Below are 22,198 nucleotides of genomic sequence, written 5' to 3'. Positions count from 1 at the left end.
CTCCTACAGGGGAATGCGATCCCATGTAGGAGCGGCCTTGCGTCGCGAATGGGCCGCGAAGCGGCCCCGGGGATTTCGGATCAGAACGCCGGAACCACAGCGCCTTTGTACTTCTCGTTGATGAACTGCTTCACCTCAGGCGAGTGCAGCGCAGCAGCCAGCTTTTTCATGGCGTCCGAGTCCTTGTTGTCCGGGCGGGCAACCAGGATGTTCACGTAAGGCGAGTCGCTGCCTTCGATGACCAGGGCGTCTTTCTCCGGGTTCAGCTTGGCTTCCAGCGCGTAGTTGGTGTTGATCAGGGCAGCATCGACCTGGGTCAGCACGCGCGGGATGGTGGCTGCTTCCAGCTCACGGAACTTCAGGCTTTTCGGGTTCTCGGCAACATCCTTCACGGTGGACAGGATGTTCTTGTTGTCCTTCAGCTTGATCACGCCGGCCTTGTCCAGCAGCAGCAGCGCGCGGCCGCCGTTGGTGGCGTCGTTGGGGATGACCACGGTGGCGCCGGAGGACAGCTCGTCCAGCTTCTTGATCTTGGCCGAGTACACGCCCAGCGGTTCGATGTGCACGCCGGCAACGCTCACCAGGTTGGTGCCCTTGGCCTTGTTGAACTCATCCAGGTACGGCTGGTGCTGGAAGAAGTTGGCGTCCAGGCGCTTTTCGGCCACCTGCACGTTCGGCTGGATGTAGTCGGTGAATTCCTTGACCTTCAGCTCCACGCCCTCTTTCGCCAGTGCAGGTTTGACGAAGTTGAGGATCTCGGCGTGCGGTACCGGGGTAGCAGCAACGGTCAGGGACTCGGCGTGGGCCGAGAAGGCCGCGACAGCGGCGACAACAGCAAGCAGCTTCTTCATTGATCACTCCTTGTGAGGGCCGCGACGGCCCCCGAACGGGTCGGCCGGGCCGACCCCATTGGGGTTACTTACGGGAAAAATGCACGACCAGTTTGTCGCCCACGCTCTGCAGGACTTGAACCAGTACCAGCAACAGCACCACGGTGACGACCATCACGTCGGTCTGGAAACGCTGGTAGCCGAAGCGGATAGCCAGGTCGCCCAGGCCGCCGGCACCGACCACACCGGCCATGGCGGTGTACGACACCAGGGTGATGGCGGTGACGGTAATGGCGGCGAAGATGCCCGGGCGGGCCTCCGGCAGCAGTGCGCTGGTGATGATCTGGCGGGTGGTGGCGCCCATCGACTGGGTGGCTTCGATGATGCCGCGGTCCACTTCACGCAGGGCGGTTTCCACCAGGCGCGCGAAGAACGGCGTGGCACCTACCACCAGCGGCGGAATGGCGCCGGCAACGCCCAGCGAAGTGCCGGTGATCAGCACGGTGATCGGGATCATCACGATCAGCAGGATGATGAACGGCAGCGAGCGCAGGATGTTGACGATCAGCGACAGCAGCGCATACACACCCTTCTGCTCGAACATCTGTTTCGGCCCACACAGGAACAGCAGCACGCCCAGCGGCAGGCCGAGCAGCACGGTGAAGAACAGCGAGCCGAACAGCATGATCATGGTGTCGACGCTGGCCAGCCAGATTTCGGCCCAGTCGACGTTGGCAAAGAAATTCAGGGCGTCCATCAACGCAGTACCTCCATATGTACGTCAGCTGCCTTGAAGCGGGCGAACGCCGCTTCCATGTCACCGCCGATCAGGGCGAGGGTGAGCTGGCCATAGGGGACATCCTTGATGCGGTCGATACGCCCGGCGAGGATGCTGTAGTCCACGCCGGTTTCGCGGGCCACGGTGCCCAGCAGCGGCGCGTAGGTGGCGTCGCCCTGGAAGGTCAGGCGCACGATACGGCCCGGCACATGGGCGAAGTCGTCCCGCTGCTCGCCTTCGTCGACCTGCTCGTCTTCCTGGACGAAGCGCTTGGTGGTGGGGTGCTGCGGGTGCAGGAACACCTCGGCCACCGAGCCCTGCTCGACGATCTGGCCGGCGTCCATCACTGCCACGCGGTCGCAGACCCGGCGGATCACGTCCATTTCGTGAGTGATCAGCACGATGGTCAGCTTCAACTCACGGTTGATTTCGGCCAGCAATTGCAGGACCGAGGCGGTGGTTTGCGGGTCGAGGGCGCTGGTGGCCTCGTCGCACAGCAGGATCTTGGGGTTGGTGGACAGGGCGCGGGCGATGCCGACGCGCTGCTTCTGGCCACCGGACAGCTGCGCCGGGTACTTTCTGGCGTGGTCGGAAAGGCCGACGCGGGCCAGCAGCTCGGTCACGCGCTTGTCGATTTCGCTGCGCGACAGCTCGCCGGCCAGGGTCAGTGGCAGGGCGACGTTGTCGGCGACGGTCTTGGAGGCCAGCAGGTTGAAGTGCTGGAAAATCATCCCGACCTGCTGGCGGAAACCGCGCAGCTGGCTGGCGTTGAACGCGGTAACGTCTTCGCCGTCGACGATGATCTTGCCGCCGGAAGGCTCTTCCAGGCGGTTGATCAGGCGCAGCATGGTGCTCTTGCCGGCGCCGGAATGGCCGATCAGGCCGAACACCTGGCCATCTTCGATGGTCAGGCTGGTCGGATTCAGTGCGGGGATTTCCCTACCGGCGACGCGGTAGGTCTTGTGTACCTGTTGGAACTCGATCACGTAGCGAACCTTGTGGGGCGCATGGAATTTGGGTCAGCGGTTGGCTGGGGTCGCGCATTTTAGCCTTTTCCCATAGCTGTTCTTAGCATTTATTTCGTAATGCACCAATCCTTCGGGCATATGGCGACAACCGGTAATCCTGATTGAACGCTCGGCAAAGCCTCCCGGTCACTACTTGCACAAGCCCGAAACGGGTAAGCCTGAAGACTGACGAGGAGAGCCGACCATGCCCAGCAAGAACACGGACGCGCCGAAGCACAGCGAAGCCGCTGGCACCCAGACCCCGGACCGGGCCAACACCAACGCCAAGTTACAGAGCCTGGAGGCTGACCGTAGCGATGCGACGGGTCATGCGCTGCGCACCAACCAGGGGGTGCGCATCGCTGACAACCAGAACACGCTGAAGGCCGGAGATCGAGGCCCCTCGCTTCTCGAAGATTTCATCATGCGCGAGAAGATCACGCACTTTGACCACGAACGCATCCCTGAGCGCATCGTGCATGCGCGAGGGACGGGGGCACATGGCTATTTCCAGAGCTATGGCAACCACGCAGAGCTGACCAAGGCGGGCTTCCTGCAGGACCCGGAGAAAATCACGCCCGTGTTCGTGCGATTTTCCACGGTACAGGGCCCGCGTGGCTCAGCCGACACCGTGCGTGACGTGAGGGGCTTTGCGGTCAAGTTCTACACCGATGAAGGCAACTTCGACCTGGTGGGCAACAACATGCCGGTGTTTTTCATCCAGGATGCGATCAAATTCCCGGATTTCGTCCACGCCGTAAAGCCAGAGCCGCACAACGAGATCCCGACCGGCGCTTCGGCTCATGACACCTTTTGGGATTTCGTCTCGCTGGTACCGGAGTCGGCCCATATGGTCATGTGGGCGATGTCGGACCGTGCTATCCCGCGCAGCTTGCGGATGATGGAAGGTTTCGGGGTGCATACCTTCCGCCTGATCAACGCCCAGGGCGTAGCCAGTTTCGTCAAATTCCACTGGAAGCCGCGCCAGGGTGTGCACTCCTTGCTATGGGACGAAGCGCAGAAGCTGGCAGGCAAGGACGCTGATTTCCAGCGTCGCGACTTGTGGGAGTCTATCGAGACGGGCGATTACCCTGAATGGGAATTGGGTGTGCAGATTGTGCCGGAAGCCGACGAGCACAAATTTGATTTCGACCTGCTGGACCCGACCAAGATCATCCCGGAAGAACTGGTGCCGGTTACACCTTTGGGCAAGATGATCCTGAATCGCAACCCGGACAACTTCTTTGCTGAAGTGGAGCAGGTGGCGTTCTGCCCGGGTCATATCGTGCCTGGTATCGACTTTACCAACGACCCCTTGCTGCAGGGGCGGCTGTTCTCCTACACCGACACGCAGCTTAGCCGCCTGGGCGGGCCCAACTTCCACCAGATCCCCGTCAACCGCCCCGTCGCTCCTAACCACAACAACCAGCGTGACGCCTTGCATCAGCATGTGGTTCACAAAGGTCGCGCATCCTACGAGCCCAATTCCATCGACGGTGGCTGGCCGAAGGAAACGCCACCAGCCCCGCAGGATGGCGGCTTCGAGAGCTACCAGGAGCGTATCGACGCACACAAGATCCGCCAACGCAGCGATTCGTTCGGCGACCATTTTTCGCAGGCGCGGTTGTTCTTCCAGAGCATGAGCCCGACCGAGCAGCAGCACATCATCAAGGCTTACAGCTTTGAACTGGGCAAGGTGGAGCGGGAGACGATCCGTGCTCGGGAAGTGAATGAGATTCTCGCCAATATCGACCTGAAGCTGGCGGCTGCGGTTGCTGCCAACCTCGGTTTGCCTGCTCCGAGCGCGGGCACTGTTCAAGTGAAGGGAAGCCAGCTTGCGCAGTCGCCTGCCCTGAGCCAGATGAACCACCCGGGTTCGGTTGGCATCAAGGGGCGCAAGATTGCCGTGCTGGTAGCAGATGGCGTAGACGCTGCCAGCGTGGACAAGTTGGTCAAGGCCCTGGAAGCACAGAGTGCCCGGCCACTGCTCCTGGGGCCGACCTCAGCACCGGTGAAGGCTGCGGACGGCAAGCAACTGCCGGTGGATGCTTCCATGGAGGGGATGCCATCGATCATGTTCGACGGAATTGTCGTGCCGGGTGGCAAGGCTTCGACCGATGCGCTGGCGGCCAGCGGGTTGGCCAAGCATTTTCTGCTGGAGGGCTACAAGCACCTGAAGGCGATGGTGTTGACCAAAGAGCTTTTGGGCAGCTTGGGGCTGAAGGAAGACAAGGGGTTGCTGCTGGGAGATGAGCAGAAGACCGTGGATGCCTTCGTCAAAGCGGTAGAGGGGCATCGGGTGTGGGAGCGGGAGGCGGCTGCGGAGGCTGTGCCTGCCTAAGGGGCTGCTTTGCAGCCCATCGCGACACAAGGCCGCTCCTACAGGAGATCGCATTCCCTTGTAGGAGCGGCCTTGTGTCGCGAAAGGGGCGCGCAGCGCCCCCAGATTCTTAACGCTGATGCGGAACCAGAACTACCTGCGCCGGCAACGACCGCTGAATCTCGTGCTTCTGCTTCAGCTCGAACCCGCTGTCGATCTTGCGCACGCGCTTCTCCAGCAAGGTCTTCAGCCAAGGCGCATCCTCGGTGCGCGGCACCTGGAACACTACGTCGCACTGGTAGCTCACCACATCGGCGGCAATGTCATCCAGCTGGCGACGCATGGCGCGGCTGTCGGTAGTCTTCAAGGCCACGACGGTGCTCGGTGCAGCCGGGTCGATGATGCGCGCCTTGGGCTTGGCCTCGGCCGCTTTCAGCGCCGCTTCAGCCTTCTCCAGTTCGGCCTTGCGCGCCTGGGTCACGGCGTCGCCACCAGTCACCGCCGGGGCCTGCGGCATCAGCGCGCGGGCACGGGACAGGGCGGTGGCGGCACCGTTCACATCACCCTTTTGCAGGAAGATCTGGCTGCGTTGCAGGTAGGCTTCGGCAAGCTGGCGCTGGTATTGCTCCAGGCGCGCGTCATCCGGCGCCTGGGCCTGCAGGGCTGCCAGCTGGTCTTCGGCGGTGGCCAGCTCGTTGCTGGCGATGTTCTGTTGCAACTGCTGCCAGGCATCGGCTTGGGCAGGTGCGGTGGCCTGTTCGACCGGCGCGCTGGAACACGCAGCCAGGAACAGGGAAAACGCGGCAACAAGCAGATAACGGGAGGCGAACGGCTTCATTCCTGCGACTCTCTATTTGCGCAAAAAGCGAGCAAGTCTACACCCAGGTGCGCACGCTCGAAAACAAGTCTTACAGACCCTTTACGTGCGAAAAGGTTGCAGGGCGCGCCTTCACGCGCCCTGTTTTTCAGCGTTTTGGCAGGGCCAGGCTCAGCAAGAATAGCACCGCCGCGCAGACCACGATCGACGGGCCGGCGGGGGTGTCCTTGAACCAGGACATGGCCAGGCCACCGCATACCGCGGTCACGCCGAGCAGGCTGGCGCCCAGGGCCATCTGCTCGGGAGAGCGGGCGTGACGTTGCGCCGCAGCGGCAGGAATGATCAGCAGCGAGGTGATCAGCAGCACGCCGACGATCTTCATGGCCACGGCAATCACCACCGCGATCAGCAGCATCAGCGCCATGCGCAGCCCGGCCACCGGCAGGCCTTCGACCATGGCCAGCTCTTCGTGCACGGTGACTGCCAGCAACGGCCGCCACAGCGCAGCGAGCAGCAGCAACACCAGCGCGCTGCCGCCGAGGATCCAGGCCAGGTCGGTGGTGCTGATGGCCAGCAGGTCGCCGAACAGGTAGGCCATCAGGTCGATGCGTACATCATGCATGAAGCTCAGCACCACCAGGCCCAGCGACAAGGTGCTGGGGGCGAGTATGCCGAGCAGGGTATCGGAGGCCAGCGGCTGGCGTTGCTGCAAGGTCACCAGCAAGATCGCCAGCAACAGGCAGCCCACGGTTACCGCCAGCGCCGGGCTGACGTCCAGGGCAAAGCCCAGGGCCACGCCGAGCAGGGCGGCGTGGGACAGGGTGTCGCCAAAATAGGCCATGCGCCGCCACACCACGAAGGATCCCAGTGGGCCGGCCACCAGCGCCAGGGACAAACCGGCAAGCAGGGCGTAGAGAAGAAAATCAGCCATGCTTGCAGTGCGCTCCGTGAACATGGGTGCCTGGGGCGACCACCGAGCCGTGCAGGTCGTGGCTGTGGTCGTGATGGTGGTGGTAGATGGCCAGGCTGGGTGCGGCGGTCTGGCCGAACAGCTCGACGAACGCCGGGTCGCCGCTGACCTGCTCGGGGTGGCCCGAGCAGCACACGTGGCGGTTCAGGCACACCACCTGGTCGGTGGCGCTCATCACCAGGTGCAAGTCGTGGGAAACCATCAGCACGCCGCAGCCGTGGCGGTCGCGCAGGCGGGTAATGAGGTTGTACAGCTCGGTCTGGCCGACCACGTCTACGCCCTGCACCGGCTCGTCGAGCACCAGTAGCTGGGGTTCGCGCAGCAGGGCGCGGGCCAGCAGCACGCGCTGCATCTCGCCGCCGGAAATGGTCTGGATCGGGCTGTCGATGACCTGCTCGGCACCCACTTCCTGCAACGCCGACAAGGCTGCCGCGCGGTCTACACCGGGCACCAGGCGCAGGAAGCGCAACACCGACAGCGGCAGCGTGGCATCGACCTGGATCTTTTGCGGCATGTAGCCAATGCGCAGTTTCGGCTTGCGCCATACCTTGCCGCGGTGCGGCTTGAGCAGGCCGAGCACGGCGCGCACCAAGGTGGTCTTGCCCGCGCCGTTCGGGCCGATCAGGGTGACGATCTGGCCAGGTGCGACCGACAGGTCGATGCTGTCGAGCACCGCCTCGCCACCGAAGGTGACGCCGACCTGCTCCAGGCGAATCAGTGCATCGCTCATGCCGCGCTCCGGCAATTGCTGCACAGGCCGACCACTTCCACCGTCTGGGTCTCGACCGTGAAGCCCACGCCCTTGGCGCTGCTGATGATGGCATCGCTGATACTGTCCTGTTCCAGTTCGATGGCCACATGGCAGGCCCGGCAGATCAGGAACTGCCCCTGGTGCAGGTGTTCCGGGTGGCTGCAGCCGATGAAGGCGTTGAGCGAGGCGATGCGGTGCACCAGGCCGTTTTCCAGCAGGAAGTCCAGCGCACGGTACACCGTGGGGGGCGCGGCGCGGCGGCCGTCCTGCTCACTGAGCACGGCGAGGATATCGTAGGCGCCCAGCGGCTTGTGGCTTTGCCACACCAGTTCCAGCACTCGACGGCGCAGCGCGGTCAGGCGCAGGCCCTGGCGGGTGCACAAGGCGTCGGCTTCAGCCAGTGCGCTGTGTACGCAATGGGAATGATCGTGAGGACGGTTGGCCAGCGGCGTGATGGACATGGGCAGCGACGGTTCTGGATGGAGACGTTATTATGTTACCTGTTTCTGACGACTCGAGTATTCACCGTGTCCCGATTCCTAGTCCTTTTTGTCGCTTTCATCGCATTTTCCGCCCAGGCCGACGTGCGCGTGCTGACCAGTATCAAACCGCTGCAGCAGATTGCCGCCGCCGTGCAGGATGGTGTTGGCAACCCCGAGGTATTGCTGCCGCCGGGTGCTTCGCCGCACCACTACGCGCTACGCCCGTCCGACGTGCGGCGGGTGGGCGATGCCGACCTGCTGTACTGGATCGGTCCGGACATGGAGGGCTTCCTGCCGCGGGTACTGGGCAATCGCAGCAAGGCCACGGTGGCCGTGCAGGCGCTACCGGGCATGAAGCTGCGGCATTTTGGCGAGGACAGCCATTCCCACGAGGAAGAAGACCACGACGACCATGATCATGACCACCGCCCGGGCAGCCTGGACGCGCACTTGTGGCTATCGTCGGTCAACGCGCGGGTGATTGCAGCGAAAATGGCGGCTGACCTGGCGCAGATCGATCCGGCCAATGCGGCGCGCTATCAGAGCAACCTCAAGGCCTTCGACGAACGCCTGGACGCACTGGATGGGCGGATCAAGGCGCGGGTGGCCGGGATTGCCGGCAAGCCTTACTTCGTGTTCCACGAAGCGTTCGACTATTTCGAGGCCGAGTATGGCCTGAAGCACACCGGGGTGTTCAGCGTGGCGTCCGAGGTGCAGCCGGGTGCGCAGCACGTGGCAGCCATGCGCAAGCGCCTGCAGGAAGTGGGCAAAACCTGTGTGTTCAGCGAACCGCCGCTGCGGCCGCGGCTGGCCGAGACCTTGACCGCCGGGCTGCCGGTGCGCCTGGCCGAGCTGGATGCCCTGGGCGGTACCGACCCGGTGGATGGCAAGGGCTATGAGCGCTTGCTGGAGAAGCTGGGTGGCGACCTGGTTGGGTGCCTGGAGCAGTTGTAAGCCTGTACCGGCCTCTTCGCGGGCACGCCCGCTCCCATAGGTACAACGACAACCTTGAGGTTTGTGTTATCCCTGTGGGAGCGGGCATGCCCGCGAAGAAGCAGAAGCTGGACTAGAGGGCGAACGGCAGGTGCAAAGCCACCTGCTGACGCTGCGCCAAACGCACTTCGAACTCGCTCGGGTCGTGGATCATCACATCCATCCCGGCAAACGATTCCGCTGCAATCAGGCGCGACAGCCAGAAGCGCACGCAGCCTACCCGCAACATCTCCGGCCACAGCTCGGCTTCGGCAGCGGTGAACGGCCGCAGCGCCGCATAGGCCGCCAGCAATGCCTGGGCGCGTGGCACATCGATCGCGCCGTGTTCATCCAGGCACCAGTCGTTCACGGTGATGGCGATGTCATACAGCATCGGCCCGGAACAGGCGTTGTAGAAGTCGATCACACCGGTCAGGTGAGTGCCTTCGAACATCACATTGTCGCGGAACAGGTCGGCGTGCAGGTTGGCCCGTGGCAGGGCCAGGATCTGTGCCTTGTGCGCACTGATTTCATCCAGCGCCGGCTGCAGCAGCGCGGCTTGCTCGGCGGTAAGGCGCGGCAGCAGCTCGGCACCCGAGGCCAGCATCCAGTCCAGGCCGCGGTCGGTGCGGCGCTCGATGATGTGTTCGCGGGTAGCCAGGTGAATGTGCGCCAGCAGCTCGCCGACCTGGGCGCAGTGCTGGGCGTTCGGTGCCTTGATGTGCTTGCCCGACAGCCGTGGCTGCAGCAGCGCCGGCTTGCCGCACAGCTCGCGCAGGCCATGGCCGTCGCGGTCGCGTATGGCATAGGGCACCGGCATGTCGGCTGCGTGCAAAGTGTCCAGCAGCTCGATGAAGAACGGCATGTCCTCGCTGGGCCCGCGCTCGATCAGCGTCAGGACGAACTCCCCCTGTTCGAGGCTGACGAAGAAATTGCTGTTCTCGGTGCCGGCGGCGATGCCCTGGAAATCGAGCAGACGACCCAGCGCGTACGGCGCCAGAAAGGTTTCCAGCTCAGGCCGGGTCACGGGGGTGAAGACTGACATGATGAAAATTTGCCCATACGGGCACTTCCGCCGGGAAGTGCCGGGTTGATGTGAACGGTGCGCGTCAGATTACCACTCGAAGATCTTCCAGGACGGAATCAGCATGTCCGGCTGGTCGGATCGAATGAAATTGCCATCAGAGCCATCGGCGCGTACCAGGAAATAAGGCTTGCCGTTTTTCGGCGTGATCTTGATCGCATACAGGAACCCGTTCTGCCGGTACTCCTGGATGGTTTTGTCGCCTTCCGTGCGAATGGTCACCTCGGGATCGGCCGAGGGGGCGTCATCCGCCGCCAGGGTGACGACAGGCATGGTGGCCAACAGACCGAGCAGTAACAGGCGATTGAGTGTACGCATGATAACCTTGTCCCTTTGTCGTCAATGATTCTGGCTATTCTAGCGCCGGACCCGTCGAAAAGGTTGATTCTGCTCATGAGCCAAGCGCCCCTCGTCCTGGTGGACGGTTCCTCCTACCTGTACCGCGCCTTCCACGCGCTGCCGCCGTTGACTACCTCCAAAGGCATGCCGACCGGCGCGGTGAAGGGGGTGCTGAACATGCTCAAGAGCCTGCGCAAGCAATACCCCGACAGCCTGTTTGCGGTGGTGTTCGACGCCAAGGGTGGCACCTTCCGCGATGCCATGTTCGCCGAATACAAGGCCAACCGCCCAAGCATGCCGGACGACCTGCGGGTGCAGATCGAGCCGCTGCACGCCAGCGTCAAGGCGCTGGGCTACCCGCTGCTGTGCGTCGAGGGGGTCGAGGCCGACGACGTGATCGGCACCCTGGCGCGCAGCAGCGCCGCGCTGGGCCGCCCGGTGATCATCTCGACCGGTGACAAGGACATGGCGCAGCTGGTGGACGGGCACATTACCTTGGTCAACACCATGACCGGAAGCGTGCTGGACGTGGCTGGCGTGCACGAGAAATTTGGCGTCGGCCCGGAAAATATCATCGACTTCCTGGCGCTGATGGGCGACAAGGTCGACAACATCCCCGGTGTGCCGGGCGTGGGCGAAAAAACCGCGGTGGGCCTGCTGACCGGTATCGGCGGCGGCCTCAGCGACCTGTACGCCAACCTGGACAAGGTCCCGACGCTGGCCATTCGCGGCGCCAAGACCCTGCCGGCCAAGCTGGAAGAGCACCGCGACGCGGCGTTCCTGTCTTATGAGCTGGCTACCATCAAGGTCGACGTGCCCCTGGATATCGAAGTAGATGCCCTGGTGTGCGGCGAGCCTGATCGCGACGCGTTGCTGGCGCTGTACACCGAGATGGAATTCAAGAGCTGGGTCGCCGAGGTGCAGCGTGACGCTGCCAAGGCCGGTGACGACATCGCGCCGATCGCGGAGCCGGTGGCCAAGACCGAGCCCAGGTACGAAACCATTCTCGACCAGGAACGTTTCGACTTCTGGCTGGAGAAGCTGCGTCAGGCGCCACTGTTCGCCTTCGACACCGAGACCACTGGCCTGGACGCACAGCAGGCGCAGCTTGTCGGCCTGTCGTTCGCCGTCGAGCCGCATGAAGCGGCCTATGTGCCGCTGGCCCACGACTATGAAGGCGCGCCGGTCCAGCTGGACCGCGCCGCCGTGCTGCTGGCGCTGAAGCCTCTGCTGGAAGACCCGGCCAAGGCCAAGGTCGGGCAGAACGCCAAGTACGACATCAACATCCTCGCCAATGGCTCGCCCGCCATCGAAATGCGCGGCGTTGCCTACGACACCATGCTCGAGTCGTACGTGCTGAACTCCACCGCCACCCGTCACGACATGGACAGCCTGGCGCTGAAGTACCTCGACCACACCACCATCGCCTTCGAGGACATCGCCGGCAAGGGCGCCAAGCAGCTGACCTTCAACCAGATCCACCTGGACAAGGCCGGCCCCTACGCTGCCGAAGACGCCGACATCACCCTGCGCCTGCACCAGGCGCTGCAGGCGCGCCTGGCGCAGACGCCGAGCGTGCAGCCGGTGCTGATGGACATCGAGATGCCGCTGGTGCCGGTACTGGCCAAGATTGAGCGCCAGGGGGCGCTGGTCGATGCCGCGCTGCTGCAGGTGCAGAGCGGTGAGCTGGGGGTGAAGATGGCGGAGCTGGAGCAGCGCGCCTATGAGTTGGCCGGTGAGGAGTTCAACCTCGGCTCGCCCAAGCAGCTGGGCGCGATCCTTTACGACAAGCTGGGCATGCCGGTGCTGAGCAAGACCACCAAGGGCCAGCCATCCACGGCAGAGGCGGTGCTCGACGAACTGGCCGAGCAAGGCTACCCGCTGCCGGAGGTACTGATGCAGTACCGCAGCCTGAGCAAGCTCAAGAGCACCTACACCGACAAGCTGCCGGGGCAGATCAACCCGCGCACCGGGCGTATCCACACCTCCTACCAGCAGGCGGTAGCGGCCACCGGCCGGCTGTCGTCCAGCGACCCGAACCTGCAGAACATCCCGATCCGCACTGCCGAAGGCCGGCGCATCCGTCAGGCCTTCGTCGCCAGCCCGGGCTACAAGCTGCTGGCGGCGGACTACTCGCAGATCGAGTTGCGCATCATGGCCCACCTGGCCAAGGACGAAGGCTTGCTGCATGCCTTCCGCAACGACCTGGACGTGCACCGCGCCACGGCGGCGGAAGTATTCGGCGTAGCCCTGGAAGACGTCACCACCGACCAGCGCCGCAGTGCCAAGGCCATCAACTTCGGCCTGATCTACGGCATGAGCGCCTTTGGCCTGGCCAAGCAGATCGGCGTCGACCGCAAGCAGTCGCAGGATTACATCGACCGCTACTTCGCCCGCTACCCGGGCGTGCTGGCCTACATGGAGCGCACCCGCGCCCAGGCTGCGGAGCAAGGCTTTGTCGAAACCCTGTTCGGCCGCCGCCTGTACCTGCCGGATATCAATGCCAAGAACCCGGCCCTGCGCAAAGGCGCCGAGCGCACGGCGATCAACGCCCCGATGCAGGGCACTGCGGCCGACATCATCAAGCGGGCCATGGTCAATGTGGATAACTGGCTGAGCGAGAGCGGGCTGGACGCCCGGGTGATCCTGCAGGTACACGACGAACTGGTGCTGGAAGTGCGCGAGGACCTGGTGGAGCAGGTGAAAGATGAAATTCGCCAGCACATGAGCAAGGCCGCGCAGCTGGATGTACCGCTGCTGGTCGAGGCAGGAATTGGTGCGAATTGGGACGAAGCTCACTGATCGGGCGGGGAAAGCTGTGTAGGATCCGTGACGTAGGGATGCGGATCCTGGCACTGCTCAGTGCCAGTGGTGCTGAGGTTTCATGAAACTATCGCAAATAGTTTTCAGGGCTTTGGAACTAAACCGGTGAAGCGGAACTCAGAGTAACTGAATGGCTGGTGAAGCCTTTCGATGCTCCTATGTTGTGTTAAGTGTTGGCAGATATCTGGACCCCGCCCTAGCGGTCCGGACTTGGACCCCGAACTTCCCCCTCCCCATACGAAGTCCGGGGTTTTTTTTGCCCGGAATTTGACCTGATGGCGCAGCTACCCCTGTAGGAGCAGCCTTGTGCTGCGAAAGGGCCGGTACAGCCAACAGACCTATACAGCCTGTCATGGCCTCTTCGCAGCACAAGGCTGCTCCTACAACGAGCGGTGCAGGCCTCAGGCTACCGGCTTGTCTTCCAGCTCCATCCAGTCTGCCAGCACTCGGTAGGCCTCTTCCACGCCCAGGCGCTTGGGCGCCGAGAACAGCTGGATGGTCACGCCGTCGCCCCAACCCTTGCGGATTTCCGACTGCACCTTGAGCAGAGTGTTCTTGCCCGCGCCGTGGGTCAGCTTGTCGGCCTTGGTCAGCAGGATGTGCATCGGCATGCTGCTGGCCTTGGCCCAGTCGAGCATCATCTTGTCGAAGTCGGTCATCGGGTGGCGCACGTCCATCATCAGGATCACGCCACGCAGGCACTCGCGGCTGCCCAGGTAGGCTTCCAGGTGTTTCTGCCAATGCTGCTTGAGCGGAATCGGGACTTTTGCATAACCGTAGCCTGGCAGGTCGACCAAACGCCGTTCATCGTCCAGACTGAAGAAATTCAACAGCTGGGTGCGCCCGGGGGTTTTCGAGGTGCGCGCCAGGCTGGCATGAGTCAGGGTGTTGAGGGCGCTGGATTTGCCGGCGTTGGAGCGGCCGGCGAAAGCCACCTCGTAACCCTGGTCGTCCGGGCATTGTTCGACCTTGGCAGCGCTGAGGGCGAATTTGGCTTTCTGGCAGAGGCCGAGGATGGGGTTCTTGACTTGCATGGGATATCCGATGTGGGTGTTGCCTGACTCTATAGGCCCGAGCCTGGCAAGCGGTGTCGTTTCCGTTTGGATGGCGGAAGTATATAATGCCCCAGTTTTTGTGTGCTCATTCTCCCGGCGAAGGAGAACGGGCATGGGGTGTCGAACAATAGCTCGCGCAACAGAACGCAGCGCGGCCCCCAACCCTGAAGGTCGTTCCGCATGGCGAAATGGCTGCTTGCTGTCGGTATGTTCCTGCCGTTTTTCAGCGCACAGGCTACACAGGATCCCGAGGTGTTGTACAACCGCACGTGTGCGGCCTGTCACACCGGGCAGTTGCCACAGGCACCCAGGCAGGGTGACCGGGCAGCATGGGAGCCAAGGCTGGCGCAAGGCATGGATGTACTGGTGAAGCACGTGACCCAGGGTTTCAAGGCTATGCCGCCGCGTGGATTGTGCATGGACTGCAGTGCCGAGGACTACCGTTTGGTCATCCTTTGGATGAGTGGCAGTCCCGATACATAACATTTCACCCTTAGCCGTGTTGGATTAGCTGATGAACAAACTAGTCGTGAGTCTGCTGTTGACCTTGGGTGTCGCAGGTGCGGCCACTGCTGCGCAACCCGTCAAAGGCGATGCCGCCGCCGGCCAGGCCAAGACGGCCGTCTGTGGCGCCTGCCACAACCCCGACGGCAACAGCCTGGCACCGAACTTCCCGAAACTGGCCGGCCAAGGCCAGCGCTATCTCGAAAAACAATTGCACGATATCAAGTCGGGCAAGCGTACCGTGCTGGAGATGACCGGCATGCTGGCCGCATTCAGCGACCAGGACCTGGCCGATATCGCCGCCTACTTCTCCAGCCAGAAAGGCAGCGTGGGGGCGGCCGATCCCAAGCTGGTCGAACGTGGCCGGGCGCTGTTCAACGGCGGCGACCTGGAAAAGGGCATGCCTGCCTGCACCGGCTGCCACTCGCCGAACGGCGCGGGTATCGCCCTGGCCGGCTTCCCGCACCTGGGCGGGCAGCATGCACAGTACGTGACCAAGCAGCTCACCGACTTCCGCGAAGGCAACCGCACCAACGATGGCGATGCCATGACCATGCGCACCATCGCCGGCAAGCTGAGCAACCACGACATCGAGGCGCTGGCCAGCTACATCCAGGGCCTGCACTGAGGCCATTCGGCCGCCTGTAATGGCCCTATCGCCGGCAAGCCAGCTCCCACAGATGCTGCAATGGCTTGAGGTCGATGCGCTCGAGGTGGGAGCCGGCTTGCCGGCGATAGGGCCATCGCAGGCGGCGCATTAACTTTCAGTTAATGTTGTAGGCCAATGATGAAAGGGCGGCCGGACCGCCCTTTTTTCCGTCCGCAGCCGTTACACTACAGAACTCGGCCCCTTCCCGGCCTGTCTCAGTGCAGGTCGCGTCGTGGCGACCAATGACTGCCCAGGAGTAAAGCATGCGTAAACTGATTCTCAGCGCCGCGCTGGTCGCTGCCAGCGTATTCGGTATGACTGCCGTCCAGGCCGCCGAGCCTGTCGCCGGCAAGGAATACCTCGAGCTGAGCAACCCTGTTCCGGTTTCCGTGCCTGGCAAGATCGAAGTGGTCGAGCTGTTCTGGTACGGCTGCCCACACTGCTACCACTTCGAGCCGACCATCAACCCGTGGGTTGAAAAGCTGCCCAAGGACGTCAACTTCAAGCGCGTACCAGCCATGTTCGGTGGCCCATGGGACGCCCACGGCCAGATGTTCCTGACCCTCGAAGCCATGGGCGTCGAGCAGAAGGTACACGCCGCGGTGTTCGATGCCATCCAGAACCAGAAAAAGCGCCTGACCGACCCGCAGGACATGGCCGACTTCCTCGCCACCCAGGGCGTGGACAAGGACAAGTTCCTCGCCACCTTCAATTCGTTCGCCATCAAGGGCCAGGTCAACCAGGCCAAGGAACTGGCGAAAAAGTACGAGATCACCGGCGTACCGAGCATGGTGGTCAACGGCAAGTACCGCTTCGACCTGGGTACTGCCGGCGGGCCGGAAGGCGTACTGAACGTTGCCGACCAGCTGATCGCCAAGGAGCGCGCCGCTAAGTAAGCGGCGTAACCCATGCGCCGCTTCAGAACCGCGCGTGGCATTGGCCTGCACCAGCCGCAGGTCAACGAGCATCACCTGCAGGCCCCTGGCCTGCCCGAGGATGGTCGTCTGCGGCTGCTCAGTTTCAACATTCAGGTGGGCATCAGCACCGAGCGCTACCGGCATTACGTGACCCGCAGCTGGCAGCACCTGCTGCCGCACAACGGGCGTGCCGGCAACCTGCAGAAGATTGGCCAACTGCTGGGCGACTTCGACCTGGTGGCCTTGCAGGAGGCCGATGGCGGTAGCCTGCGCTCGGGCTATGTCAACCAGGTCGAGCACCTTGCCCACCTGGGTGCCTTCCCCTACTGGTACCAGCAACTCAACCGCAACCTTGGGCGTTTTGCCCAGCACAGCAATGGCGTGCTCAGCCGCCTGAAGCCACAACTGCTCGAGGATCACCCATTGCCCGGCCCGGCTGGGCGTGGTGCGATCCTGGTGCGCTTTGGCGAGGGCGAAGATGCGCTGATCGTGGTGATGATGCACCTGGCCCTCGGCGCCAAGACCCGCGCCCTGCAACTGGGTTACATCCGCGAGCTGATTGGCGGTTACCGCCACCAGGTGCTGATGGGCGACATGAATACCCATGCCACCGACCTGCTGGAGCACTCACCGTTGCGCGACCTGGGCCTGATTGCCCCACAAGTCGAGGCCACCTTCCCCAGCTGGCGTCCACAGCGTTGCCTGGACCACATCCTGCTCAGCCCAAGCCTCACGCTGGAGCGTGTCGAGGTGCTGGCGCAGCCAATTTCCGACCACCTTCCCGTTGCTGTCGAGATTCGATTGCCTGATGCATTGACTGTGGATACGCTGCCGGTCCTGAGCTAATTGCCATCACCGTTTGCGGACCTGGGCATGACTGAAGACGCTGAGCGCTGGAAAGAAAAATACCTGAAAAGCATCGAGCAGCAGGAAAAGCTCGAGCGCCGTTGGGACGCCCGTCTCGACCTGCTGCGTCGCGGCCTGGTACGCAGCACCCTGGCTGCCGAAGGCAGTGACAAGGTGGTGGACCAGTGCATGAAAGAAATGCGCGAGGTCATCCGCAGCGACAACATGGACGCTGGCCTTGCCGGGCTGATTCCGCGTCTTGAGAAGGCGGTGCTGGACTCCGAACAGCGCCGGGAAGCTCGCATGAATCAGGTTAGCGATGCGCTGACCGCGCTGGTCGACCAACTGCAAGGCCTGCCATTGCCGAACGATGTGTCGCGGCCGTTGAAAAAGCTGGCGAAGAAGCTCGACGGTGGCGTGGCCCAGTCACGCGACCTGCCACCGTTGCTGGGCGAGTTGAGCGGCTTGCAGGGCCGCGCGCTGTCAGCCCTGGGCAAGTCGGCGGAGGATGCCCGCCCCGGCTTCTTGCAGCGCTTGTTCGGCAGCCGCGAGGATAATGCGCAAGGCGAGCCAGCGCTTGTGCCGCTGGCGCTGCCGGTTGCCGGGGCGCAGCCCTTGGCGGCACCGGCCAATGTCGGTGCTCCGCAGCCCGACGATGTGGATGCGCTGCAGCCGCTGCCAGCCTCTTCAGCATCTGTTGTCGAGGCGCCCGTAGTGCCAGAGCCCGCGCTGGAGACACCTGGCCCGGCGCTGATCGAAACGGCCGAACTGTCACCAGCCCCGCTGCCGCAGCCGCTACCGGACGATGTGCCGGCACCGGAAACTGTCGCCAGCGAGCCTCCGGCTGAAGCAGGACCGGCGCAAACACTCGAAGAAACCTTCGGCGAAGACGGCCCCTATGCCCTGCCCTACGCGGTGGAGCCGCCCTACAGCCAGGTTGCCGAGCACATCGAGCACACCCTGATCGGCCTGCTCGATGACCTCAGCCTGCCGGAGCGACACAAGGCCCAGGCGCTCGAGATGCGTGAACGGGTCGCCCGCGGCTTGAATTGGTATGAGCTGATCCCGGTGCTGGATGACCTGGCTGTGCTCATGCTGGCGATCACCGACAGCGGCCAGCACGAATTCGAAACCTACCTGCAGCAGCTCAACGAACGCCTGGAGGGTTTCCAGAGCCACCTGCACGAGGCCAGCGCCGGTCACGCCGACAACAGCTCGGCTGCCCGCGAGCTGGATACCCAGCTGCGTGAGCATGTCGACGGGCTGCAGAGCAGTGTGCAAGGTGCCGCCGACGTCGACAGCCTCAAGCACATCCTGGAAAACCGCCTGGAAGGCCTGTTGGTGACCATGGACGAGCACAAGCATGAGCGTGATCGCCGCGAGCAGGAGCTGGCTGGGCGCCTGCAAGGGCTGTCGGAGCGGGTGGCGAACATGGAGCACGAGGCGCTCGGCTACCGCGAGCACCTGGAAGAGCAGCGCCAGAAGGCCTTGCTCGACCCCCTCACCGGTTTGCCCAACCGTGCGGCCTGGAGCGAGCGGGTCGAGCGCGAAATGCTCGAATGGCAGGCACACGGCGGCCATCTGGCGATGGCGATCCTCGACCTGGACCATTTCAAGCGTATCAACGACAGCTATGGGCACCTGGCCGGGGACAAGGTACTGAAGATTGTCGCCGACCAGTTGCGCAAGCGCCTGCGCAGCGGTGACTTCATCGCCCGCTTCGGCGGCGAGGAGTTTGTCCTGTTGCTGCCGCAGACCTCGCCGGCCGCCGCTGCCCAGATAGCCGAGGTGCTACGGGCCACGGTCGAGGCGTGCCCGTTCCACTTCAAGGGCGAACGGGTGGTGATCACCACGTCCATCGGCCTGGGTGCATTCCGTTCCGGCGAGCGCGGCGACCAGGTACTCAAGCGCGCCGATGCGGCGCTGTACCGGGCCAAGGAGTCGGGGCGCAACCGCGTCGAGCAGGCATAGCCGGCAGCCGCTGACTCGCGGCAAGCACGGCCCTTGGGGAGCACGTTATACTGTAGCGCTCATACGCTGAGGCTACTGACGTGCTTTCCACGCTTAAAAAAACCCTTATTTCCTTCCTGCTGTTGTCTGTCGCCGGTTGCTCGACAGGCCTGCGCATCGACCGTAGCCACCCTTCGGTCAACCAGGACAACCGCATCCAGTTCGTTGTCCTGCATTACACCAATGCTTCGCTGGAGCGTTCCCTGGCGTTGCTGACCCATGGCGAAGTCAGCAGCCATTACCTGATTGGTGACGGCCCGGCGACGGTGTATCAGCTGGTGGATGAGAACCGCCGCGCCTGGCATGCCGGTGATAGCCAGTGGCAGGGGCGGACCTGGCTGAACTCCTCGTCCATCGGTATCGAAATCGTCAACCCGGGCTTCACCGATACGCCGAATGGCCGGGTCTGGCACCCTTACAGCGAAGCACAGGTCCAGTCGCTGATCGCGCTGCTCAAGGACATCGTCAAACGCAACAACATCGAGCCACGGCACATCATTGGCCACAGCGATATCGCGCCGCTGCGCAAGCTTGACCCGGGGCCGCTGTTCCCGTGGAAGCGCCTAGCCGACGCCGGATTGGGTGTCTGGCCGGATGCAAATGCCGTGGCACGGCAGCAAGCCTATTTCAGCGTCAACCCGCCGAGCGTTGGCTGGTATCAGCAGGAGCTGGCGCGGTTTGGCTATGCGATCGAGCAGACCGGGGTACTGGATGTTGCCACCCGCCATGTGATCGCCGCGTTCCAGATGCGTTTCCGCCCGCAGCGCTTCGATGGCATGCCGGATGCGCAGACGGCGGCGATGCTGCAGGTGCTCAACCGGATGCGTTGAGCCGCCAGCGAGGCTCTGTGGGAGATTGCCCAGCCCTTTGGGCTGCGCTGTCGCACAGATAACTGAATTCGCAAGCGATCCTCGTACCCTGTGGGAGCGGCTTTAGCCGCGAAGAATCCAACGCGGTGCATGGCACCGGCTGCGCCGGTGTTCGCGGCTAAAGCCGCTCCCACAGAGTCCGCGTAGCGCCTGCAAATCGAGTTCTCTGCGCGACAGCGCAGCCTTGGGAGATGGCGCTCTTCCAACAAGCAAACGAAGCGCCAAACGGTGAAGGTGATTCCTGATTCAGTTGCTATACCTTAGTTATCAACTGGATGCCCTCGATGTCAGCCTTCATCGCCTTGATGCGCCAAATTTTTTACCGTCCCTGGATGCTGGCCACATTGGCAGCACTGGCCAGCGCGGCACTGTTGCTCTCAGCCAGCATCGGCATTGCCCTGCAACAGATGAAGCAAAGCGAGAGCGCACAGATGAATGCCCAGGGCGAGCGCTTTCTCGAGCGCCTCGAGCAGGTGTTCGGCCAGTTGCGCGAAGGGGTCGACCTGCTGCAGGCGCAGCCCTTGCGCGGCTGCAGCCCGGCGATGCTGACGGCGTTGCAGCAGGTAGGCCTGAGTTCACGCTTCATTTATGAAGCGGCATACGTGGATGGGGATATCGCCTGTTCGAACCGCGGTGATGAGCGGGCGTTCGAACCCTTGCGGGTCCCCGACATCCAGGGACCGACCTACAGCTACTGGCTGAACACAACGACCGAGCCGAACGAAAACCTGGCCGCGTTGATGCTGGGGAGGGGCAAGTTCGTGGTATCCACCTCTCGTGGGCACCTGACCGATGTGGTCGACCTGCCCCCGGGCGGCAGCCTTGTGGTGGTGCTGGACAACGGTACCCGGGCCATCCCCGTGCTGGGCCCACCGCAGGTATGGCCGCCGCCCTCGGCCTGGTCCACCAGCCACAAGTCGCTGCTTGAGCTCAGCGACCGCCTGATCTACCGCATGCCGACCAAGTCACCGGACTACCAGCTGGTGCTGATTGCACCGCGGGCGAGCCTGCCGTTGAGGATGAACGGCATGCTCTGGCTGCTGTTCCCCGGCAGTGTGCTGGCGGCCTGTTGTATCGGCTGGCTGGTGCTGCAACTGATCCTGCAGCGGCGGTCGATGAGCTCGGAGTTGCAGAATGCCTTGCGCCGCGGCGAACTGCAGGTGCTCTACCAGCCGATCTTCGAGCTCGACAGCCGGCGCTGTGTCGGGGCCGAGGCCCTGGTGCGCTGGCGTCGCCCGGACGGCACCCTGACCAGCCCGGACCTGTTCATCCCGCTGGCGGAAAACACCGGGCAGATTCGCCAGATCACCGACTTTGTCCTGCAGCGTGTGCTGGAACAGTTAGGGCAACTGCTGCGCTCGCACCCCAACTTGTACATTTCGGTGAACCTGGCAGCCTGCGATGTGATGGTGCCGCGCATTGGCCGGGTGGCGGCGCGTTTGCTCGCCTTGCACCGGGTGGCGGCCAGCCAGATTGCCTTCGAAGTGACCGAGCGCGGCCTGATCGACGTGGTGGTGGCGCGCGACAACCTGCAGGCGTTGCGCGCGGTAGGGCATCAGGTGCTGATCGACGATTTTGGTACGGGTTATTGCAGCCTGGCCTACCTGCAGACCCTGCCGGTGGACTGCCTGAAGATCGACAAGGCCTTTATCGATGCCCTGGGGCATGACGCCGCCAGCAGCGGTGTTGCCCCGCATATCATCCGCATGGCCCACGACCTGCACCTGCGGGTGATTGCCGAAGGCATCGAGTGTGAAGACCAGGCGGTGCTGCTGAACAGCGAAGGGGTCAATTATGGCCAGGGCTGGCTGTTTGCCCGGCCACTGAATGCCCGGCAGTTTGCCGAACTGGTGACCCGCGGACGGCTGCCGCGGCGGGTTGAGCATTGAGTGATTGCTGCTGGACTGCGAGATCTCTGTAGGAGCGGCCTTGTGTCGCGATAGGGCTGCGGAGCAGCCCCAGCAATTTGTGCACTGGTGCTGAAATCCTGGGGCCGCTTTGCGGCCCTATCGCGACACAAGGCCGCTCCTATGTATGGACTCGCCCACACTGTCTAGCTGCTTTTGAACATAGGAACCCTGTTGCATCTATGTATCAGGCCTGTTCGAGGAAGCTTTTTGCTTCTGGCCAACATCGTGGTGAGCTCGCAGCGTGCCGTTTACATTGAGGCCACTG

The 22,198-nt window shown here is 63.3% G+C and carries 19 protein-coding genes and 1 pseudogene; 10 read left to right on the top strand and 10 right to left on the bottom strand.

Translation table 11 applies throughout. From position 1 onward, the window contains the following. Nucleotides 1–80: 80 nt before the first annotated feature. The 3 genes from ABIB24_RS18395 to ABIB24_RS18385 form a co-directional block, all read right to left on the bottom strand. Nucleotides 81–851 (bottom strand): MetQ/NlpA family ABC transporter substrate-binding protein, encoded by a 771-nt coding sequence (locus tag ABIB24_RS18395; RefSeq protein WP_085588927.1) that lies wholly within the window; start codon nucleotides 849–851, stop codon nucleotides 81–83. Between the two features lie 64 nt (nucleotides 852–915). Beyond that, nucleotides 916–1,587 carry a methionine ABC transporter permease gene (locus ABIB24_RS18390; RefSeq protein ID WP_013970307.1) on the bottom strand — a complete coding sequence of 224 codons (672 nt, stop codon included), beginning with the start codon at nucleotides 1,585–1,587 and terminating at the stop codon, nucleotides 916–918. Further along, complete coding sequence (locus ABIB24_RS18385) at nucleotides 1,587–2,594, bottom strand: methionine ABC transporter ATP-binding protein (RefSeq protein WP_003256960.1); 1,008 nt, start codon at nucleotides 2,592–2,594, stop codon at nucleotides 1,587–1,589. The genes ABIB24_RS18390 and ABIB24_RS18385 overlap by 1 nt, the downstream gene beginning before the upstream one ends. A gap of 226 nt (nucleotides 2,595–2,820) precedes the next feature. On the opposite strand from ABIB24_RS18385, the gene katE reads away from it, so the two are divergent. Then, a complete protein-coding gene (katE, locus tag ABIB24_RS18380; protein WP_137162714.1) occupies nucleotides 2,821–4,956 on the top strand; it encodes a catalase HPII in 2,136 nt (711 codons plus the stop codon). Between the two features lie 109 nt (nucleotides 4,957–5,065). Here katE and ABIB24_RS18375 read toward each other — a convergent pair whose 3' ends face one another. From ABIB24_RS18375 to zur, 4 genes are all read right to left on the bottom strand, one after another. Continuing rightward, on the bottom strand, nucleotides 5,066–5,773 hold the full coding sequence (locus tag ABIB24_RS18375) for a PA5502 family lipoprotein (RefSeq protein WP_137162715.1): 708 nt from the start codon (nucleotides 5,771–5,773) through the stop codon (nucleotides 5,066–5,068). A 127-nt stretch (nucleotides 5,774–5,900) separates the two neighbouring features. Further along, nucleotides 5,901–6,683, bottom strand: a complete 783-nt coding sequence (gene znuB, locus ABIB24_RS18370; protein ID WP_003253007.1) for a zinc ABC transporter permease subunit ZnuB — start codon at nucleotides 6,681–6,683, stop codon at nucleotides 5,901–5,903. Next, nucleotides 6,676–7,452 (bottom strand): zinc ABC transporter ATP-binding protein ZnuC, encoded by a 777-nt coding sequence (znuC, locus tag ABIB24_RS18365; RefSeq protein ID WP_025337219.1) that lies wholly within the window; start codon nucleotides 7,450–7,452, stop codon nucleotides 6,676–6,678. Before znuC ends, znuB begins: the two co-directional genes overlap by 8 nt. Then, complete coding sequence (zur, locus tag ABIB24_RS18360) at nucleotides 7,449–7,934, bottom strand: zinc uptake transcriptional repressor Zur (RefSeq protein WP_025337220.1); 486 nt, start codon at nucleotides 7,932–7,934, stop codon at nucleotides 7,449–7,451. The genes znuC and zur overlap by 4 nt, the downstream gene beginning before the upstream one ends. 18 nt (nucleotides 7,935–7,952) lie before the next feature. Here zur and ABIB24_RS18355 point away from each other — a divergent pair, with 18 nt between their 5' ends. Next, nucleotides 7,953–8,909 carry a zinc ABC transporter substrate-binding protein gene (locus ABIB24_RS18355; RefSeq protein WP_137162716.1) on the top strand — a complete coding sequence of 319 codons (957 nt, stop codon included), beginning with the start codon at nucleotides 7,953–7,955 and terminating at the stop codon, nucleotides 8,907–8,909. Between the two features lie 112 nt (nucleotides 8,910–9,021). On the opposite strand, the gene ABIB24_RS18350 is transcribed toward ABIB24_RS18355, so the two are convergent. After that, entirely contained in the window at nucleotides 9,022–9,972 is a 951-nt protein-coding gene (locus ABIB24_RS18350) for a homoserine kinase (RefSeq protein WP_137162717.1), read from the bottom strand. A 69-nt stretch (nucleotides 9,973–10,041) separates the two neighbouring features. Next, nucleotides 10,042–10,329: a DUF2782 domain-containing protein gene (locus ABIB24_RS18345; RefSeq protein WP_013970316.1), complete on the bottom strand. Its 288-nt coding sequence runs from the start codon at nucleotides 10,327–10,329 to the stop codon at nucleotides 10,042–10,044. 75 nt (nucleotides 10,330–10,404) lie between these two features. Between ABIB24_RS18345 and polA the strand changes: the two genes are divergently transcribed. Further along, entirely contained in the window at nucleotides 10,405–13,152 is a 2,748-nt protein-coding gene (gene polA, locus ABIB24_RS18340) for a DNA polymerase I (protein ID WP_354316974.1), read from the top strand. Nucleotides 13,153–13,574: 422 nt separating this feature from the next. Here the strand turns inward: polA and yihA are convergent, their stop codons facing one another. Beyond that, nucleotides 13,575–14,207: a ribosome biogenesis GTP-binding protein YihA/YsxC gene (gene yihA, locus ABIB24_RS18335; RefSeq protein ID WP_015268478.1), complete on the bottom strand. Its 633-nt coding sequence runs from the start codon at nucleotides 14,205–14,207 to the stop codon at nucleotides 13,575–13,577. Nucleotides 14,208–14,408: 201 nt separating this feature from the next. On the opposite strand from yihA, the gene ABIB24_RS18330 reads away from it, so the two are divergent. From ABIB24_RS18330 to ABIB24_RS18300, 7 genes and pseudogenes are all read left to right on the top strand, one after another. Then, nucleotides 14,409–14,711, top strand: coding sequence for a c-type cytochrome (locus ABIB24_RS18330; protein ID WP_015268479.1), 303 nt, complete (start codon nucleotides 14,409–14,411; stop codon nucleotides 14,709–14,711). A gap of 31 nt (nucleotides 14,712–14,742) precedes the next feature. Beyond that, complete coding sequence (locus ABIB24_RS18325) at nucleotides 14,743–15,360, top strand: c-type cytochrome (protein WP_003256951.1); 618 nt, start codon at nucleotides 14,743–14,745, stop codon at nucleotides 15,358–15,360. Nucleotides 15,361–15,644: 284 nt separating this feature from the next. Continuing rightward, complete coding sequence (gene dsbA / locus ABIB24_RS18320; RefSeq protein WP_025337225.1) at nucleotides 15,645–16,277, top strand: thiol:disulfide interchange protein DsbA; 633 nt, start codon at nucleotides 15,645–15,647, stop codon at nucleotides 16,275–16,277. Nucleotides 16,278–16,311: 34 nt separating this feature from the next. Then, a pseudogene (locus ABIB24_RS18315) lies at nucleotides 16,312–17,144 on the top strand (endonuclease/exonuclease/phosphatase family protein). Between the two features lie 27 nt (nucleotides 17,145–17,171). Then, complete coding sequence (locus tag ABIB24_RS18310) at nucleotides 17,172–19,115, top strand: diguanylate cyclase (protein WP_274078995.1); 1,944 nt, start codon at nucleotides 17,172–17,174, stop codon at nucleotides 19,113–19,115. Between the two features lie 80 nt (nucleotides 19,116–19,195). Beyond that, the gene (locus tag ABIB24_RS18305) at nucleotides 19,196–19,984 is read left to right on the top strand and encodes an N-acetylmuramoyl-L-alanine amidase (protein WP_025337228.1); all 789 of its coding nucleotides are present in this window, start codon (nucleotides 19,196–19,198) and stop codon (nucleotides 19,982–19,984) included. Between the two features lie 323 nt (nucleotides 19,985–20,307). Beyond that, nucleotides 20,308–21,912 carry an EAL domain-containing protein gene (locus ABIB24_RS18300; protein WP_084785317.1) on the top strand — a complete coding sequence of 535 codons (1,605 nt, stop codon included), beginning with the start codon at nucleotides 20,308–20,310 and terminating at the stop codon, nucleotides 21,910–21,912. The last annotated feature ends 286 nt before the right edge of the window (nucleotides 21,913–22,198 follow it).

This window comes from Pseudomonas sp. UYEF17 (genome assembly GCF_040546125.1).
Lineage (GTDB): Bacteria > Pseudomonadota > Gammaproteobacteria > Pseudomonadales > Pseudomonadaceae > Aquipseudomonas > Aquipseudomonas putida_Z.
The sequence above is the reverse complement of the archived record's forward strand: the minus strand, read 5'-3'. Positions and strand labels throughout refer to the sequence as shown.

Bases quoted from the DNA above. Each gene is read 5' to 3' on its own strand.
- ABIB24_RS18395 (WP_085588927.1), bottom strand. From the start codon at position 851: ATGAAGAAGCTGCTTGCTGTTGTCGCCGCTGTCGCGGCCTTCTCGGCC.
- ABIB24_RS18390 (WP_013970307.1), bottom strand. From the start codon at position 1,587: ATGGACGCCCTGAATTTCTTTGCCAACGTCGACTGGGCCGAAATCTGG.
- katE (WP_137162714.1), top strand. From the start codon at position 2,821: ATGCCCAGCAAGAACACGGACGCGCCGAAGCACAGCGAAGCCGCTGGC.
- ABIB24_RS18375 (WP_137162715.1), bottom strand. From the start codon at position 5,773: ATGAAGCCGTTCGCCTCCCGTTATCTGCTTGTTGCCGCGTTTTCCCTG.
- znuB (WP_003253007.1), bottom strand. From the start codon at position 6,683: ATGGCTGATTTTCTTCTCTACGCCCTGCTTGCCGGTTTGTCCCTGGCG.
- znuC (WP_025337219.1), bottom strand. From the start codon at position 7,452: ATGAGCGATGCACTGATTCGCCTGGAGCAGGTCGGCGTCACCTTCGGT.
- zur (WP_025337220.1), bottom strand. From the start codon at position 7,934: ATGTCCATCACGCCGCTGGCCAACCGTCCTCACGATCATTCCCATTGC.
- ABIB24_RS18355 (WP_137162716.1), top strand. From the start codon at position 7,953: ATGGAGACGTTATTATGTTACCTGTTTCTGACGACTCGAGTATTCACC.
- ABIB24_RS18350 (WP_137162717.1), bottom strand. From the start codon at position 9,972: ATGTCAGTCTTCACCCCCGTGACCCGGCCTGAGCTGGAAACCTTTCTG.
- ABIB24_RS18345 (WP_013970316.1), bottom strand. From the start codon at position 10,329: ATGCGTACACTCAATCGCCTGTTACTGCTCGGTCTGTTGGCCACCATG.
- polA (WP_354316974.1), top strand. From the start codon at position 10,405: ATGAGCCAAGCGCCCCTCGTCCTGGTGGACGGTTCCTCCTACCTGTAC.
- yihA (WP_015268478.1), bottom strand. From the start codon at position 14,207: ATGCAAGTCAAGAACCCCATCCTCGGCCTCTGCCAGAAAGCCAAATTC.
- ABIB24_RS18330 (WP_015268479.1), top strand. From the start codon at position 14,409: ATGGCGAAATGGCTGCTTGCTGTCGGTATGTTCCTGCCGTTTTTCAGC.
- ABIB24_RS18325 (WP_003256951.1), top strand. From the start codon at position 14,743: ATGAACAAACTAGTCGTGAGTCTGCTGTTGACCTTGGGTGTCGCAGGT.
- dsbA (WP_025337225.1), top strand. From the start codon at position 15,645: ATGCGTAAACTGATTCTCAGCGCCGCGCTGGTCGCTGCCAGCGTATTC.
- ABIB24_RS18310 (WP_274078995.1), top strand. From the start codon at position 17,172: ATGACTGAAGACGCTGAGCGCTGGAAAGAAAAATACCTGAAAAGCATC.
- ABIB24_RS18300 (WP_084785317.1), top strand. From the start codon at position 20,308: ATGTCAGCCTTCATCGCCTTGATGCGCCAAATTTTTTACCGTCCCTGG.